A 15,963-nucleotide genomic window follows, 5' to 3' on the forward strand; every position below is an offset into this window, starting at 1 on the left:
ATAAATTCAAGCCTTGTTCTACTCTTGAGCACAAACAATCCTCTAAATATCACCCTTCCAAGTCAATTAAGAGCCTGAAGAACAAGCTGATTCGCTCTTGAATATGTCAGGTAAATTAAGCAATTAACCATCTTTTAACCATACAATCACAACGTGCCAAACCATTGACACCCATTTTATCCCATGATATCCCATAAATACCCATTTAGGACCAAGAACTACCCATTTTGGACTAAATCGGGAACAGGGCGGAACAAGATCGCAGGGGTGTGATCTTACCAGACCAATATCGGTCAATTCATTTTAGGGCGGATTCAAGTGACCTTTTTCATAGGTACATTCGAAAACAAGGTAGACAAGAAGGGCCGCGTTTCGGTTCCGGCTACCTTTCGCCAAATGCTCACTGACCAGCCCTTTCAAGGCATCGTCATATTCCGTTCCTATCGTGCTGATGCCCTAGAGGCCGCAGGTATGGATTTCATGCGCCGTCTACATAGTAGCATGAGCTCTAGCCTAGATCTGTTTTCAGATGAACACGATGACCTTGCTACCGCAATTCTCGCTGATTCTCATCAATTGTCCTTTGATGGGGATGGCCGTATTCTTTTACCACCCGCGCTAATCGCTCACGCCCAAATCACCGATCGCGCTGCCTTTGTTGGTAAAGGGGATATATTTCAAGTCTGGAATCCTGAGACGTTAGAAGAGAAAAAGCAAGAAGCAAGAGACCGTGCCAGAGCCAAAAAACTCACTATTTCCTTGAGTGACAACATGTCATCTAATAGTGGACGCGAGGGAGGGAATGGATGACCCCATCATATCCCCTCTCCTCTTTAGTTCAGCCGTGTTTTGCGCCCACGGATAAAACATCTTCAGGCCAAGATGCCTCTCAGGATTTAAACGCACAGCAAGATGGCCATTATTCCGTCATGTTGCCAGAAATTATCACAGCCCTCGCCCCTGAGGATGGTGAAGTTTTTGTCGATGGCACCTTTGGTGCTGGCGGATACAGTCGCGCCATTGCCCAACAGGCCGATTGCAAAGTCTATGGTATCGACCGCGATCCCACAGCTCATGAGAGCGCAAAAGAATTACCCGAGGTAAAAGACGGAAAGATCATTACTCTGTCAGGCTGTTTTGGGGATATGGAACGCTTGCTTGTAGATGCGGGCATTAACAAAGTGGACGGCATCACTCTCGACTTGGGCGTTTCATCGATGCAACTCGACCAAGCAGAGCGCGGCTTTTCCTTCCAGACAGATGGCCCTCTGGATATGCGTATGGACGGCCCAAATTCTAGCTTACGCCAACCTGCTTCACATGTGGTCAACACTTACGGTGAAAAAGAGATCGCCGATATTCTCTACAAATATGGGGAAGAGAAAAAATCTCGTCTGATTGCCAGGGCCATCGTCACAGACAGGGTTGAGACCCCTTTTGAGACGACATTGCAGCTTTCAGAACTAATTCGACGAATTATCAGGGTAAAACCTCGGAAAGACGGCAAAACAATTCACCCCGCGACACGATCTTTCCAGGCTCTACGGATTTATGTGAACGACGAACTTGGCGAATTGGAGCGTGGCTTGGTCGCTGCCGAAACTCTGCTGAATCCTGGCGGACGCCTGGCTATTGTTTCCTTCCATTCACTGGAAGACCGCATTGTTAAAAACTTCTTACGCGAACGCAGTGGGGGGACGCCGCAGGGCTCCCGTCATTCTCCGACGGTTGAGCCCGCGGCTCTGCGTAAACAGCCCTTCATGCTGCCAACAAAAAAAGCTATCGCGCCTTCTGATTCTGAATGCCATGAAAACCCACGTTCACGGTCAGCTAAACTTCGTGTTGCGATCAGAACAGACGTTCCTGCCGAGATCGGATCCGACGACAAAGGAGGGCGGCGATGAAAAACCTTGTCCTCACTCTTTGGATCGTCGTGGGTACCGCCTGTGCGATTGTTCTTTTTCAGGTCAAACATGAAGTCACTGATCTAGAAGATCAATTGGCTTCCGTTGAAGCCAAGATCAAGTCAGACAAGCAGACAATCCGTATCCTGCAAGCCGAATGGAGCTACCTCAATCGCCCGGAACGCCTGGCGAGATTGTCAAGTCGATACCTAGATCTCAAACCTTTGGATCCAGCCCAGATCGTTACCGTAGAAAACCTCCCAAGACTTGATGAGCAATTTGACGGCGGCACAAACATCAAACTACCTGGCGCAGCCACACCCACGAGTACGGGAGGTGCACAATGAGCGATTGGCGCGAGGATCGCAAACAAGGCCGTCTAACAAACTTACGTAGCCCGAAAGCGCCCAAATCGGTCATCACACTTGATGGTCGTGTACGCCATGCGCTTGAAGTAGGCCGAACCCGGTTGATCGTGGCTGGCACTCTGATGGCCATCGCGTTTGTAATTATTTCTATCCGCTTGGTTGATCTGACCCTTCTTCAAGGGCCCAAGAATACGGCTAAAACGGCTCAAATAATTGACGAAGCGCCGCCAGTACAAACAGTTCGGGCAGATATTACCGATAGAAACGGCATTGTTCTAGCCACAACACTTCCAACGGCATCCCTGTACGCAGAACCTCGTAAGATTCCCAACCCTGAACAAGCAGCTCGACTTCTTGCAGATATCCTTCCTGAGATTTCTCACGACAAGCTACTCAAAAAACTGGCATCTGAACGCGGCTTTATCTGGATTAAACGAAACCTTACTCCACGCCAGCAATACGCGATCAACAGCTTGGGAATTCCCGGTCTTAATTTTGAAACCGAACAACGTCGCTTTTACCCGCACGGAAAGCTTGGTGCCCACATCATTGGCTTCACCAATGTCGACAATAAGGGACTGGCTGGAATTGAGCAGTCCTTTGACAAAGCCCTCAGGGAGAAACCTGAGCCCGTAGAATTGAGCATCGACCTTCGTATTCAGCACATACTGAACGAAGAAATGTCCCGTTCAATGAAAGAGTTCAGCGCGATTGGTGCTGCCGGTATTGTCATGGACGTAAATTCCGGTGAAATCATTTCTTCGGTATCCCTACCTAATTTTGACCCGGGCAATCCCGGTCAGGCCTCGGATGACGCACGCTTCAACCGGGCGACCCTCGGTATATACGAGATGGGCTCAACCTTTAAACTCCTGACGTCTTCAATGGCTTTGGATGAGGGAGTTGCCTCTGTTTATGATGGTTATGATGTCAGTAAACCAATTCGAGTATCCCGCTATACCATCAACGATTACAAACCCTTAAAGCGTTGGTTATCTGTTCCTGAAATCCTCATTTATTCAAGTAATATCGGCACTGTACAAATGGCGCTAGAGGTGGGGACTGAAGCACAGCGAAAATACCTATCTAATTTTGGTTTGCTTCGCCCGGCCTCCGTTGAAATCAGCGAAGTAGGAACGCCTCTTGTTCCCTCCCCTTGGCGCGAAATCAATACAATGACGATTTCCTATGGTCATGGTATTGCGGTAAGCCCCCTTCAATTAAGCTCTGCAATCTCCAGCGTCGTTAACGGCGGTAAATTAAAGCCCGCAACCTTTATAAAACGCGCCCTGTCAGACGCTCCAGAAGGGCGCCGTATTTTAAGCGAAAAAACCTCATCCTATATGCGGGATTTAATGAGACTTGTTGTTTTGCACGGATCAGGTAGAAACGCTAATGCTGAAGGTTATCTCGTCGGAGGAAAGACAGGTACTGCAGACAAATTAAAAGGTGGACGATACGTGAAAAATTCCCGTGTCTCATCCTTTGTCGCGGCCTTTCCGATGAACAATCCCCGTTACGTGATCTACGTTATGGTGGATGAGCCCAAAGGCACTAAAAAAACATATGGATTTGCTACGGGTGGCTGGGTTGCAGCCCCTGTTGTTAAACGCGTTGTCGAGCGAATGGCTCCCTTGTTGGGGATTGAACCCGTTCATATCGAAGATGCTGATATAGGTGGAAATGCGCTGTTAAAAAAGGCCAAAGCCCGCATGGAAGGACGTAAGATTGCGGCTCGATGAATTACTTCTAAAGTTACCCGAAAACTTCCGCCCCCTTGGTCTCAACGACAAAAGGGTAATAACAGGTTTGTCTTTAGATAGTCGAAAAATTAAAGATGGTTATCTTTTTGCCGCCTTACCTCCGTCAAATGACAGTGGTCTGGATGGCTTTGACTACATTCCCCAGGCAATTAAATCCGGCGCCAGTGTCGTATTATTACCCTCCGAAAGAGACGCGTCACCTTTTGATGATCAAGTCACAGTCCTAAAAAGCCCAAACCCCAGACAAGTAATTTCGTTAATGGCTGCGGCTTTCAGTGCTCACCAACCCAGTAATTTGGTTGCCATTACGGGTACGAACGGCAAAACATCGGTCGCAACGTTCACTCGACAAATCTGGGAATCCTTAGGTCATAAAGCGGCAAGTCTTGGAACACTGGGGCTTTACCCTCCCCAGCCAGACGCCCCGGCAGCCTTGACGACACCTGATAGTATCGAATTGTTCGATTGCCTGAAAAACATGGATGAACGCGGCTTCACCCACCTTGCACTCGAAGCATCTAGCCACGGCCTGGATCAATATCGTCTGGACGGTCTAGATCTTAAAGCCGCTGCTTTTACCAACCTGTCACAAGATCACCTCGACTATCACAATGACATGGATAGTTATTTTCAGGCAAAACTTCGTTTATTCGAAGATCTCATGCCAGCAGGTGCAAGTGCAGTTATAAATGCCGACATGTCCGAATTCAATCGGATCCAGGAAATCTGCGCGAGAAGAAATATTAAAGTGATCAGCTATGGTCATGGTGCTTCAGATCTCCAGGTTTTAGAACAACGCCCAACGACAGAGGGACAGGAACTTAAATTATCCCTCTATGGCAAAGTTGTTGATTTGAAACTTGCTCTTACCGGAAGCTTCCAAGCGGGTAACATTATGGCTTCTATCGGACTTGCACTTGCATGCGGTTCCGAACTCGATGCCATAATTGATATCTTACCGGATCTAGCGGGAGTTCCAGGCAGAGCCGAAAAAATTGGTCAATCTGCCAAGGGCGGTACTGTTTACGTTGACTTTGCCCATACACCCGATGCTGTAGAAGCAATCATCACAGCCTTACGCCCTCACACTCAACAAAAACTATCAATCGTTGTTGGTTGTGGTGGAGATCGTGACCCAGGGAAGCGTCCCCTAATGGGGAGCATTGCAGACAAACTCGCTGACCGTGCCTACATCACCGACGACAATCCACGCTCAGAAGATCCTGCCAGCATTCGTGCACAAGCAATGGCTGCAGCCCCGAACGCGATAGAGGTCGATGATCGAAGAAAAGCAATCTTTAAGGCAGTATCTGATCTTGAAGAAGGAGATCTCCTTATTATTGCCGGAAAAGGTCATGAAAGCGGCCAAATTATCGGCGACACAGTACTTCCATTTGATGATCGTGACGTGGCCCGTGAGGCTATCGCTGCGTCAATCTTAGAAGAGACGAATAAGACGGGAGTTACCAATGGTGCGTGAGGTTCTTTGGACAGCTCAAGAAGCAGCCGATGCCACAGGCGGAGAGAATACTCATGACTGGCAGGCCACTGGCTTGTCGTTAAACACCAGAAACCTTGAAAAAGGGGATCTGTTTTTTGCGCTGCAGGGGCCAAACTTTGACGGTCACGATTATGTTGCTGATGCTTTTGATAAAGGCGCGGCAGTTGCGGTCGTTGAACGACGTCCTGAAAGATTAAAGGACGATGCCAGCCTTCTCATTGTCGATGATACCCTTGGTGCCTTGAACCGGTTTGGCGCCGCAGCTCGCGCGAATAGTTCGGCAAAATTTATTGGCGTTACGGGCTCCGTGGGGAAAACCTCAATTAAAGAAATGTTGCGGCACTGCCTGAACCGTCAGGACATTACCGCGGCAAGTGCGGCAAGTTTCAACAATCACTGGGGCGTACCTCTCAGCTTGGCGCGGATGCAGCGCAATGCCGTCTACGCCATAAATGAGATGGGGATGAACAGCCCCGGCGAAATCAGAGAGCTATCAAAACTGGTTCGCCCACATGTCGCCATCATAAGCACAATAGAAGCCGTACACTTTGAGTTCTTTAAATCAACCGAAGAAATTGCTGAAGCAAAGTGCGAAATATTTGAAGCAATGAATGCCGAAGGGGCCGCCGTTCTCAACAGAGATCATCCCTTATTTGATTTAATGGCTGACCGGGCTCGTCAAAATGGCGTTACAAACATTATTGGCTTTGGTGAAAGCAACCAAGCAGATGCGAGGCTTATCGGCTATGAACTGTTTGCAGAATATAGTCGTGTCCAAGCTGATATCTGTGGTGAAGTTTTAGACTATACGATCTCAAATCCAGGCTTCCACTGGATATTGAATAGCTTGGCAACTCTTGCTGCGATTAAATCCGTTGGCGCCGATGTGACCAAGGCTGCGCAAGATTTGAGTACGCTTCATGGATTGGCTGGCCGGGGTGAAAAAACCATCATCGCCCTCGACCAGGGACAAAGCTTTGAGCTGATCGACGACAGTTACAATGCAAGCCCCGTATCCGTCCGCGCATCGATAAATGTCTTGGCAAATGCCACACCAAACAATACTGGACGCCGAATCGCCGTTCTGGGAGACATGTTAGAGCTCGGCCGTAAATCACGGAAAATGCATGCAGATCTCGCTGGTCCAATAAATGATTCAGGAATTGATCTCGTATTTACTTGCGGCCCGCACATGGAAGCCCTACACGAAGCGCTGCCACCTGAAATGCGTGGTGTTCACTCAGAAAATTCACAAGAATTAGCCGCCGTCATCACAGATGTCGTGCAGGCTGATGATGTGATCTCAGTTAAAGGTTCATTGGGAAGTCGAATGTCCGTGGTTATTGAAAGTTTGAAAGCCTTATCTGCAAAAAGTAGTGGGGGACAGGCATAATGCTGTTCGAAATTTTCTTTCCACTTGCGGAAGAGTATTCAATTTTCAACGTCTTTCGTTATATCACCTTCCGAAGTGGTGGTGCAGTATTGACGGCTCTGTTGATCTCATTTGTTTTTGGCCCTCGTATCATTCGCATGCTCAAAAATAAGCAGGGCGAAGGACAACCCATTCGAGACGATGGCCCTGAAAGTCACCTTTTGACGAAAAAAGGGACCCCGACGATGGGCGGCGCTTTAATATTGCTTGCCTTGTCTGTCTCAACCCTTCTTTGGGCTGACCTGCACAATCCTTTCATCTGGATTACCCTGTTTGTGACCATCGGCTTTGGTCTCATCGGTTTTGGTGATGATTATTTAAAACTGACAAAAAGAAATACCAAGGGTCTCCCGGGGAAAGCTAAGCTGTTTACCCAAATTTTGATTTCAGTTCTTGCTACTTGGGGCATTATGGCAGCAAGCCCGAATGAAATGAGCACTCACCTTGCCATTCCTTTCTTTAAGGACTTGATGATCAATCTTGGGCTCTTCTACATCCCCTTCTCAGTGTTTGTTATGGTCGGCGCTTCCAACTCCGTAAACCTGACTGACGGCCTAGATGGCTTAGCAACAGTTCCGGTGATGATTGCTGGTGCCTGCTTTGGGCTGATTACCTACCTGGTTGGGAATACTATTTTTGCTGAATACTTGCAGATATCTTACGTCGCAGGAACAGGTGAACTGGCCGTATTCTGTGGCGCATTAGTTGGTGCCTGCCTTGGCTTCCTCTGGTTTAATGCGCCCCCTGCAATGGTCTTCATGGGGGATACCGGCTCCTTAAGTCTCGGTGGAGCATTGGGGGCGATCGCGGTCATCACCAAGCATGAAATTGTTCTCTCAATTATTGGCGGCCTTTTTGTCCTCGAAACGGTTTCTGTCATCGTCCAGGTTGTCTCCTTCAAGACAACAGGCAAGCGTGTATTTAGAATGGCGCCACTTCACCACCACTTTGAGAAAAAAGGTTGGGCAGAACCCACTGTCGTTATTCGCTTTTGGATTATCTCTATGATCTTGGCCCTGATTGGCCTTGCGACTCTCAAGCTGAGATAAGGAAACATGATTGATCTGAGCACATACATCAGCACTCTGGACAAGAATGTCTTCGCCGTTTTGGGCCTGGGCCGTTCAGGTCTGACTGCTGCTTGTGTGCTCGCTCAATCCGGGGCAGAAGTTTGGGCTTGGGACGACAATCCGCAGGGTCGGGAAAAAGCGGCCGAAGCTGGCCTCAAAATTCTCGATCTCAAAGAATGCGATTGGGACAAGGTTCAAAGTCTGGTCATGTCACCCGGCATTCCTTTGACACACCCGAGACCTCATCCCGTTGCTGCGGCAGCACAAACCGCGAATGTCGAAGTTATCTGTGAGGTAGAGTTACTTTACCGCTCCTGTCCAAACGCAACCTTTGTCGGCATCACTGGGACCAATGGCAAATCAACGACAACCAGCCTAATCGCTCACATCCTTGAAGAAGCTGGTCGAAAAGTTGCTGTTGGTGGGAATCTTGGCACTCCAGCGCTAGAGTTACCTATCCTCAATGACGATGGCATCTATGTGCTTGAGATGTCCTCGTACCAACTAGACCTATTAAGCCAACTGGTCTTTGACATCTCCTTGTTTATGAATGTCAGCCCAGACCATCTGGACAGACATGGAGATATGCAGGGTTATATATCAGCCAAAAAGCACATCTTTGACAGACAGAGCAAATCACAAACAGCGATCATTGGCATGGACGATGAGGATAGTCGAATTGTCTTTGATCAAATCAATGCTGCCGGCCTTATCACAACGATCCCGATCTCTGGCCAAACCCGATTGGCCGAAGGGGTCTTCGTAGCTGAAGGGCAGCTAATTGATGACCGTTTTTCATCCGTTACTGACATCGTTGATTTAAGCTCAATCGAACGCCTGCCCGGAAATCACAACCACCAGAACGCAGCAGCAGCCTTTGCAGCTTGTCGATCTATTGGCCTTAGCAGCGACGAAATCGTATCCGGGATGAAATCATTCCCCGGGCTTGCTCACCGCCAAGAACTGGTCACGGTTCATAACGGAATTCGCTATATTAACGATTCAAAAGCAACCAATGCAGATGCCGCAGCGCGTGCTTTGGGGAGCTATGACAACATATACTGGATTGCTGGTGGTCTTGCCAAAGAAGGCGGCATTGAAAATCTGACACCCTATTTCAGTCGTATTCGTCACGCTTACCTAATTGGCGACAGCGCCAAAGATTTCGCTGACCAACTGGGCGAGAACATCCCTCGCGATATGTGTGAAACATTGGACCGCGCAGTTAAAAAGGCTGTCAACGACGCGAACAACGACGGTAATAACAATGCCGTTGTGTTGCTCTCACCAGCTTGCGCATCCTGGGATCAATACCGAAGTTTTGAGCTTCGTGGCGATCACTTTAAACAGTGCGTTAGTGAGATCCTTACTCCTTCGAATGACAGCAGTCAGGAAGGGAGTGTGGCATCATGAGCACCTTCTCTAGAATGGACACTTCTGTTGTTGGTCGTTGGTGGTGGACTGTCGATCGCTGGAACCTTGCAGCCCTTCTTGCCCTTATGGGATTTGGCGCTCTTTTGGTTCTCGCGGCTTCACCAGCAGCCGCGGACAGAATTGGGGTCGGCACGTTCCAGTTGGCTAAACGCCATTTCCTACTATTACCCGCAGCGGCAGCTTTTATGATTGGCATCTCCCTGCTCCCGATAAAAAAGATACGGCGCTTTGCTGTTCTCGGGATGGGGATAACGGTTGTCATGTTACTCGCGACATTGATTTTAGGTGTTGAAATCAAAGGCGCGACACGTTGGATTAACCTGCTTGGCTTTTCTCTTCAACCTTCAGAATTTGTCAAACCCTTCTTTGCGGTAACCATCGCCTGGATGCTCGCCAGTGGGAAAACCGATGAAGGAATGCCTGGAACCTGGATTGCCATTGGTATCTGGCTTTTGGTCATAAGTCTTTTGCTGATGCAGCCCGACTTGGGACAAACCGTTGTCATAACAGCAATCGGCGGAGTCCAACTATTTCTTGCTGGCTTATCAATGATGCTTGTTGGGGTCTTCATTTTCCTCGCCGCTGTTGGCCTCATTGCCGCTTACTTTACCCTTCCGCACGTAACTGCACGTATTGATGGCTTTTTAGACCCGGCCGCAGGAAGTCGGTATCAGGTCAATAGATCTATGGAAGCATTCAAGAATGGTGGTCTACTGGGACAAGGTCCCGGCGAAGGTACTGTTAAATCCCAATTACCTGATGCACATTCTGATTTTATATTCTCTGTAGCAGGGGAAGAACTTGGGCTTATTGCCTGTTTGATCATTGTCTCTTTGTTTGCCTTTGTTGTTCTTCGTGGTTTCAGTCGCCTACTTCAAGAAAACAATCTTTTTGTTCTCCTCGCCTGTACAGGTCTTCTGACCCAATTCGGTCTGCAGGCGATTATTAATATGGCCTCCGCCATTCATCTGATACCAACCAAGGGTATGACCCTGCCCTTCATCAGCTACGGCGGCTCGTCACTTCTGGCGCTTTCTATTGGAATGGGGATGGTTTTGGCCCTCACCCGAAGACGCCCACATGGGGGGCTTGAAGAATGAACCATAAGAAGATGCATATTGTTCTCACAGCCGGCGGAACCGGTGGGCATATGTTCCCCGCACGCGCGCTGGCCGAAGAACTCTTAAGCCGGGGCCATAGAGTGAGCCTGGTAACGGATACCAGAGGGCAAGGCTTTGGAAATGATTTACAGGATGTAACAGTTCACCGGGTTTCTGCTGCTGGCGTTGCGGGAAGCGGACTTATTAAGAAAGCCATGAGCCTGTGCAAACTGGCTATTGGTGCCTTTCAAGCAAGGAAACTCCTCGGTTCTCTTAATGCTGACGCAGTCGTAGCCTTTGGAGGTTATGCTTCAGTCCCAGCAGGTCTTGCCGGAAGCCAGCTCGGAATTCCATTATATCTGCACGAACAAAATGCGGTTCTCGGCCGCGCCAATCGTCTTTTAGCTGGAAAAGCCAAACGTATCTGTACATCCTTCAGAAATGTAAGCCATGTCCCCGTTGGTCAAGAAGCAAAAGTTGCCCTGACGGGAAATCCTGTTCGACCTGCGATTATGGATATTCGGGAGATCCCTTTTAGTATTCCAGAGGGTGAAAACAAATTCCACATTTTGGTCACTGGCGGTAGCCAAGGTGCATCCGTATTCAATACAGTCATTCCAGAAGCACTCGCCCTCATCCCAGAAGAGATGCGAAAACGTCTCCATGTTAGTCAACAAGTTCGTGGCGAGGGATCAGAAAATATCGCAGCGATATACCAAAAAAACGGTATCAAAGCGGATTTGAAACCCTTCTTCGATGACATGCCAGAACGTTTAGGCCAGGCACACATCGCAATTTGCCGGTCCGGCGCGTCAACAATCACCGAACTCGCCGCAGCTGGCCGTCCCGCAATTTTAGTCCCTTACCCCCACGCAACAGACGATCACCAAACTGATAATGCGCGTGATTTCACGGATGCCGGGGCCGGGTGGCTTATGACACAGGCCTGTCTTGATACAAAAAATTTGGCTGAAAGGCTGATTTCACTATTTTCACACACACAACTTCTACAAAGAGCTGCATCTTGCGCTAACGAGCATGCCATTACTGGCGCCGCGAGCAATTTGGCAGATGTGATTTGTGGATCAAAAGCAGATAACGGAGACGAACCATCAACAAGCGAGAACGTTTCAACGGGTGCGGCAGCATGAAAGGCATGCCGCTTGATATAGGCCCTCTACACTTTGTCGGCATTGGCGGCATTGGTATGAGCGGGATAGCAGAGATCCTTCACAATCTGGGTTACCAGATTCAGGGAAGCGATATTGCTGATTCAGCCAACGTTGTTCGTTTAAGGGAAATGGGCATTAAAGTCATGATCGGCCACAAGGCTGAAAATGTGGAAAATGCCCGTGTCGTAGTAGTCTCCTCAGCTATTAAACTGGACAATCCAGAAATTGAAGAAGCCCGCAACAACTTAACACCTATCGTTCGCCGCGCAGAAATGTTGGCTGAACTTATGCGTTTTAAATCGTGTGTTGCGGTTGGTGGTACGCACGGAAAAACGACAACAACGTCTATGATTGCAGCATTGTTGGATGGTGGAAAATTTGATCCCACTGTCATCAATGGTGGAATTATCAATGCTTATGGGACGAATGCCCGCCTCGGTGATGGCGATTGGATGGTAGTTGAAGCCGATGAAAGTGATGGTACATTCATCAAGTTGCCAGCGACCGTTTCCGTGATCACAAATATAGACCCAGAGCACATGGAATTTTACGGTTCCATTGAAGCTTTGCATGAAGCTTTTGCCACGTTCGTTACCAACATCCCCTTCTATGGCTTCTCGGTCCTTTGTATTGATCACCCCGTTGTTCAATCCCTTATTGGACGCATAGAAGACCGACGTATCGTCACTTACGGATTTAGTCCACAAGCTAAATTCCGTGCCGTGAACGTGCGCACTGAAATTACCGGCAATGTCTTTGATGTTGTGATTTCAAAACGCAATGAGGAAGAGAGCCGGACCATTACCGACTGCCGCCTCCCGATGCTGGGCAATCACAATATTCTAAATGCTCTGGCTGCAATTTCTGTTTCCAGTGAGCTCGGCATGAGCGATGAAGAAATCCGATCCTCCCTATCCGAGTTCAAAGGGGTTAAACGGCGCTTCACGAAGACGGGTGAAGTCAATGGCATCACAATCATCGATGATTACGGCCACCACCCGGTTGAGATCGCTGCAGTTTTACAGGCAGCCCGTCAAGCCGTTGATGAAAATTCTCGTGTCATTGCTGTGGTACAGCCCCATCGCTACTCGCGACTTTCAGATCATTTCGAAGGTTTCTGTTCCTGCTTCAACGACGCTGATCAGGTTATCGTTGCCGATGTTTATACCGCAGGAGAGGATCCAATAGAGGGGGCGGATCGCGATAGCCTCGTGAAGGGATTACTAACCCGCGGACACCGTAATGCAGTGGCTCTCCCTCACCAGGATGAACTCGCGCGTATTGTTGCGGACTCAGCTCTGCCAGGCGATGTTGTCGTCTGCTTGGGTGCGGGTAGCATCTCCGCTTGGGCACATGCACTTCCAGAACAACTTCAGCCTCTTATCGAAAATACGGAGGCAGCGAAGTCGTAGCATCATGGCAGAAACTCACCTTCCAGATAACCACCTGATAAATCGCTTGCCAGAAGTTAAGGGCAGCTATAAAGCCGATGCGCGCCTTGGCAAAATCACATGGTTCCGTGTGGGTGGACCTGTGGATGTGCTTTTCACACCTGCCGATCAAGACGACCTCGTAAACTTTATAAAAAACAAACCCGCTGACGTTCCGGTAATGGTCATTGGTGTCGGCTCAAATCTGCTTGTCCGCGACGGTGGTGTTGCTGGTGTTGTCATCAGGCTTGGCCCCGCCTTCTCCAAAGTAGAAGCCAAAGGCGAGAACATTATAGCTGGCGCATCTGCATTGGATGTAAAAGTTGCAAAGGTCGCGCTGAAAGAAGGCCTGACCGGTCTCGAGTTCCTTTGTGGTGTCCCCGGGACAATTGGCGGGGCTCTTCGGATGAACGCTGGAGCCTACGGCAGGGAAACGAAAGATATTCTTCTCTGGACAGAAGTGCTGGATCCCGAAGGGAATGTTCATCAACTGACGCCAGATCAACTTGGGTACGCCTATCGGCATTGCAGTCTTGATAAAGACTGGATTTTCCTTAGCGCTTGTTTCCAAGGCACTGCAGGAAATTCAGACCAGATAGCAGCTCGAATGAAAGAAATTCAGAGCGCACGCGGATCGACACAGCCGATCAAATCCCGGACCGGGGGCAGTACGTTCAAAAATCCCGACGATAACAAGGCCTGGCAGCTAATCGACAAAGCCGGTTGTCGGGGATTGCAAATCGGTGATGCTCAAGTCTCTGAACAGCATTGCAACTTTCTAATCAATAACGATAGAGCTGCAGCAAGTGATCTAGAAAACCTTGGTGAAGAAGTGCGAAGACGTGTCAAAGAGACTTCTGGCATAGATCTTCACTGGGAAATCAAACGTATCGGCGATGCCCGAACCCGAGACAACTCAATAAAGGACCAAAATTTATGACCTGTAATGTCGCGTTATTAAAAGGTGGATTTTCTGCTGAGCGGGAAGTGTCCCTTGCCAGTGGAACTGCCTGTGCCGTGGCACTACGCGAAGCAGGTTATAAGGTTACTGAAATTGATGTATCCAAGGATATATCTTCGCTGGTTTCTCAGCTGGAAGAGGCGAAGCCCTCTGTTGTGTTCAACGCACTTCATGGCCAGTGGGGCGAAGATGGGTGTGTTCAGGGCTTACTCGAATTATTGGAATTAACCTATACGCATTCGAATGTCCTAAGCTCGGCTCTGGCGATGCACAAAGAACGCGCAAAAGCTCTGGTCGAACAAGTAGGTGTCAGGGTCCCTGAAAGTAAAAGTATCCTTGCTCGCGACCTTGCCATGGGCGACCCTCTCCCTCGTCCTTATGTTATTAAACCTCTCAGTGAAGGTTCATCCGTCGGCGTTCATATCGTATTCCAAGGCGACAATCACATCGCGACCAGCCGTAAAGAACTCGGTTTCGAAGGCGATATTATGGTTGAACGTTACATACCTGGACGCGAATTGACCGTTGCCGTTATGGGTGACAGGGCTCTTGCAGTAACCGAATTATCACCCAAACAGGGTTTTTACGATTACGAAGCCAAATATACAGATGGCAAAACCGATCATGTAATTCCTGCCCCAATCCCGGATGACATTTATCAAGAAGCACTAGATGCGGCTTTGAAATCACATCAGGTTTTGGGATGTCATGGCGTTAGCCGAAGTGACTTTCGCTACGATGACACCGCCGATGGCGATGGTGGCCTCTATTATTTAGAGACCAACACTCAACCCGGCATGACGGACCTGAGCCTCGTACCCGAGCAAGCAAAGTATCTCGGCATCTCCTTCTCCGAACTCTGCGCTTGGATGGTGGAAGACGCCCTCCATAGAAAGGAGGAGATATGAGCAAAACCGCTCCAAAGAGAACAGCTAAACCCGCCGGAAAGAAAACGGTAAAAACTCAACGTCGGCGCAAACGTACACAAAATCGGAGTAAGTTTCCGTTTGGTGATACAAATTGGCGACGCGTTTTTATTGGCACTGCTGCCGGAACGACATTAGCCCTCGTCGGTTTAACGACGGTCCTTTGGACCAATGGCTGGATACCAGGGAAAATTAATCTCGCAGAAAATAACTTTTACGGCCTGACTGCAGATGCCGGTTTATCCATAGAAGACGTTCTTGTCGAAGGTCGAAAACGAACCAACGCTAAAGCCATTTTGGATAAGCTGGACGTAGAACGCGGCACACCAATTCTCTCCTTCTCACCAAGTGATGCCAAGGATGAAATTGAACGTCTGCCATGGATCAAGAAGGCCATCGTAGAAAGGCGCCTTCCAAACGTAATTTACGTCCAATTGGTGGAACGGCAACCTCTTGCTCTCTGGCAACAAGCCGGCATTTTGCATGTCATTGATCAAAGCGGCGAAGTCATCCCGAATGCCAAGGCTTCTAAGTTTTCTTCTCTCCCTTTAATTGTTGGCCCTGATGCTCCTGATCACGCCAAAGAAATACTTGCCTTAATCGAAAGTGAGCCCGAACTCGGCACCCAGGTTAAGGCTGCCGTACGCGTGAGTGGCCGTCGGTGGAACATCCGCTTAAATAATGGTGTTGATGTTCAACTCCCCGAGGAAGACCCAACTGATGCCTGGTCCTTTTTTGCACGTATTGAACGCGAGGAAGGTGTTCTGGAACGGGATGTTGTTTTGGTAGATCTACGATTGCGGGATCGATTAATTGTCAGGACATCTGGCGGTACCGCTAAAGACAGAAAAAAAACCGTAAAAGGAAAAAAAACCTAATGTTAATGGTGCAATTTAACCTGA

14 protein-coding genes are annotated in these 15,963 nt (G+C 48.9%); all 14 read left to right on the top strand.

Going from position 1 to position 15,963, the window contains the following annotated elements; genetic code table 11:
* The first annotated feature begins 318 nt into the window (after positions 1-318).
* Genes ACOGW3_RS26550 through ACOGW3_RS26615 form a run of 14 tightly spaced genes read left to right on the top strand, consistent with a single transcriptional unit; the run spans position 319 to position 15,939 of the window.
* Positions 319-810 carry a division/cell wall cluster transcriptional repressor MraZ gene (locus ACOGW3_RS26550; protein WP_419905679.1) on the top strand — a complete coding sequence of 164 codons (492 nt, stop codon included), beginning with the start codon at positions 319-321 and terminating at the stop codon, positions 808-810.
* Positions 807-1,904, top strand: a complete 1,098-nt coding sequence (rsmH, locus tag ACOGW3_RS26555; RefSeq protein WP_419905680.1) for a 16S rRNA (cytosine(1402)-N(4))-methyltransferase RsmH — start codon at positions 807-809, stop codon at positions 1,902-1,904. Before ACOGW3_RS26550 ends, rsmH begins: the two co-directional genes overlap by 4 nt.
* Positions 1,901-2,251 carry a cell division protein FtsL gene (ftsL, locus tag ACOGW3_RS26560; RefSeq protein ID WP_419905681.1) on the top strand — a complete coding sequence of 117 codons (351 nt, stop codon included), beginning with the start codon at positions 1,901-1,903 and terminating at the stop codon, positions 2,249-2,251. The genes rsmH and ftsL overlap by 4 nt, the downstream gene beginning before the upstream one ends.
* Complete coding sequence (locus tag ACOGW3_RS26565; protein WP_419905682.1) at positions 2,248-4,014, top strand: peptidoglycan D,D-transpeptidase FtsI family protein; 1,767 nt, start codon at positions 2,248-2,250, stop codon at positions 4,012-4,014. The genes ftsL and ACOGW3_RS26565 overlap by 4 nt, the downstream gene beginning before the upstream one ends.
* The gene (locus ACOGW3_RS26570) at positions 4,001-5,515 is read left to right on the top strand and encodes a UDP-N-acetylmuramoyl-L-alanyl-D-glutamate--2,6-diaminopimelate ligase (RefSeq protein WP_419905683.1); all 1,515 of its coding nucleotides are present in this window, start codon (positions 4,001-4,003) and stop codon (positions 5,513-5,515) included. The genes ACOGW3_RS26565 and ACOGW3_RS26570 overlap by 14 nt, the downstream gene beginning before the upstream one ends.
* Positions 5,505-6,929: a UDP-N-acetylmuramoylalanyl-D-glutamyl-2,6-diaminopimelate--D-alanyl-D-alanine ligase gene (locus ACOGW3_RS26575; RefSeq protein ID WP_419905684.1), complete on the top strand. Its 1,425-nt coding sequence runs from the start codon at positions 5,505-5,507 to the stop codon at positions 6,927-6,929. The genes ACOGW3_RS26570 and ACOGW3_RS26575 overlap by 11 nt, the downstream gene beginning before the upstream one ends.
* Entirely contained in the window at positions 6,929-8,017 is a 1,089-nt protein-coding gene (gene mraY / locus ACOGW3_RS26580) for a phospho-N-acetylmuramoyl-pentapeptide-transferase (protein WP_419905685.1), read from the top strand. Before ACOGW3_RS26575 ends, mraY begins: the two co-directional genes overlap by 1 nt.
* 6 nt (positions 8,018-8,023) lie before the next feature.
* On the top strand, positions 8,024-9,451 hold the full coding sequence (gene murD / locus ACOGW3_RS26585) for a UDP-N-acetylmuramoyl-L-alanine--D-glutamate ligase (RefSeq protein WP_419905686.1): 1,428 nt from the start codon (positions 8,024-8,026) through the stop codon (positions 9,449-9,451).
* Positions 9,448-10,572 (top strand): putative lipid II flippase FtsW, encoded by a 1,125-nt coding sequence (gene ftsW, locus ACOGW3_RS26590; RefSeq protein ID WP_419905687.1) that lies wholly within the window; start codon positions 9,448-9,450, stop codon positions 10,570-10,572. Before murD ends, ftsW begins: the two co-directional genes overlap by 4 nt.
* The gene (gene murG / locus ACOGW3_RS26595) at positions 10,569-11,723 is read left to right on the top strand and encodes an undecaprenyldiphospho-muramoylpentapeptide beta-N-acetylglucosaminyltransferase (RefSeq protein WP_419905688.1); all 1,155 of its coding nucleotides are present in this window, start codon (positions 10,569-10,571) and stop codon (positions 11,721-11,723) included. Before ftsW ends, murG begins: the two co-directional genes overlap by 4 nt.
* Positions 11,720-13,156 (top strand): UDP-N-acetylmuramate--L-alanine ligase, encoded by a 1,437-nt coding sequence (murC, locus tag ACOGW3_RS26600; protein WP_419905689.1) that lies wholly within the window; start codon positions 11,720-11,722, stop codon positions 13,154-13,156. The genes murG and murC overlap by 4 nt, the downstream gene beginning before the upstream one ends.
* Positions 13,157-13,160: 4 nt before the next feature.
* Positions 13,161-14,114, top strand: a complete 954-nt coding sequence (murB, locus tag ACOGW3_RS26605) for a UDP-N-acetylmuramate dehydrogenase (RefSeq protein ID WP_419905690.1) — start codon at positions 13,161-13,163, stop codon at positions 14,112-14,114.
* Positions 14,111-15,043 carry a D-alanine--D-alanine ligase gene (locus ACOGW3_RS26610; protein WP_419905691.1) on the top strand — a complete coding sequence of 311 codons (933 nt, stop codon included), beginning with the start codon at positions 14,111-14,113 and terminating at the stop codon, positions 15,041-15,043. The genes murB and ACOGW3_RS26610 overlap by 4 nt, the downstream gene beginning before the upstream one ends.
* The gene (locus ACOGW3_RS26615; RefSeq protein ID WP_419905692.1) at positions 15,040-15,939 is read left to right on the top strand and encodes a cell division protein FtsQ/DivIB; all 900 of its coding nucleotides are present in this window, start codon (positions 15,040-15,042) and stop codon (positions 15,937-15,939) included. The genes ACOGW3_RS26610 and ACOGW3_RS26615 overlap by 4 nt, the downstream gene beginning before the upstream one ends.
* The last annotated feature ends 24 nt before the right edge of the window (positions 15,940-15,963 follow it).

Origin of the sequence: Kiloniella sp. (assembly GCF_965205715.1) — a bacterium.
Classification (GTDB): Bacteria; Pseudomonadota; Alphaproteobacteria; order Kiloniellales; family Kiloniellaceae; genus Kiloniella.

Bases quoted from the DNA above. Each gene is read 5' to 3' on its own strand.
- rsmH (WP_419905680.1), top strand. From the start codon at position 807: ATGACCCCATCATATCCCCTCTCCTCTTTAGTTCAGCCGTGTTTTGCG.
- ftsL (WP_419905681.1), top strand. From the start codon at position 1,901: ATGAAAAACCTTGTCCTCACTCTTTGGATCGTCGTGGGTACCGCCTGT.
- ACOGW3_RS26565 (WP_419905682.1), top strand. From the start codon at position 2,248: ATGAGCGATTGGCGCGAGGATCGCAAACAAGGCCGTCTAACAAACTTA.
- ACOGW3_RS26575 (WP_419905684.1), top strand. From the start codon at position 5,505: ATGGTGCGTGAGGTTCTTTGGACAGCTCAAGAAGCAGCCGATGCCACA.
- mraY (WP_419905685.1), top strand. From the start codon at position 6,929: ATGCTGTTCGAAATTTTCTTTCCACTTGCGGAAGAGTATTCAATTTTC.
- murD (WP_419905686.1), top strand. From the start codon at position 8,024: ATGATTGATCTGAGCACATACATCAGCACTCTGGACAAGAATGTCTTC.
- ftsW (WP_419905687.1), top strand. From the start codon at position 9,448: ATGAGCACCTTCTCTAGAATGGACACTTCTGTTGTTGGTCGTTGGTGG.
- murG (WP_419905688.1), top strand. From the start codon at position 10,569: ATGAACCATAAGAAGATGCATATTGTTCTCACAGCCGGCGGAACCGGT.
- murC (WP_419905689.1), top strand. From the start codon at position 11,720: ATGAAAGGCATGCCGCTTGATATAGGCCCTCTACACTTTGTCGGCATT.
- murB (WP_419905690.1), top strand. From the start codon at position 13,161: ATGGCAGAAACTCACCTTCCAGATAACCACCTGATAAATCGCTTGCCA.
- ACOGW3_RS26610 (WP_419905691.1), top strand. From the start codon at position 14,111: ATGACCTGTAATGTCGCGTTATTAAAAGGTGGATTTTCTGCTGAGCGG.
- ACOGW3_RS26615 (WP_419905692.1), top strand. From the start codon at position 15,040: ATGAGCAAAACCGCTCCAAAGAGAACAGCTAAACCCGCCGGAAAGAAA.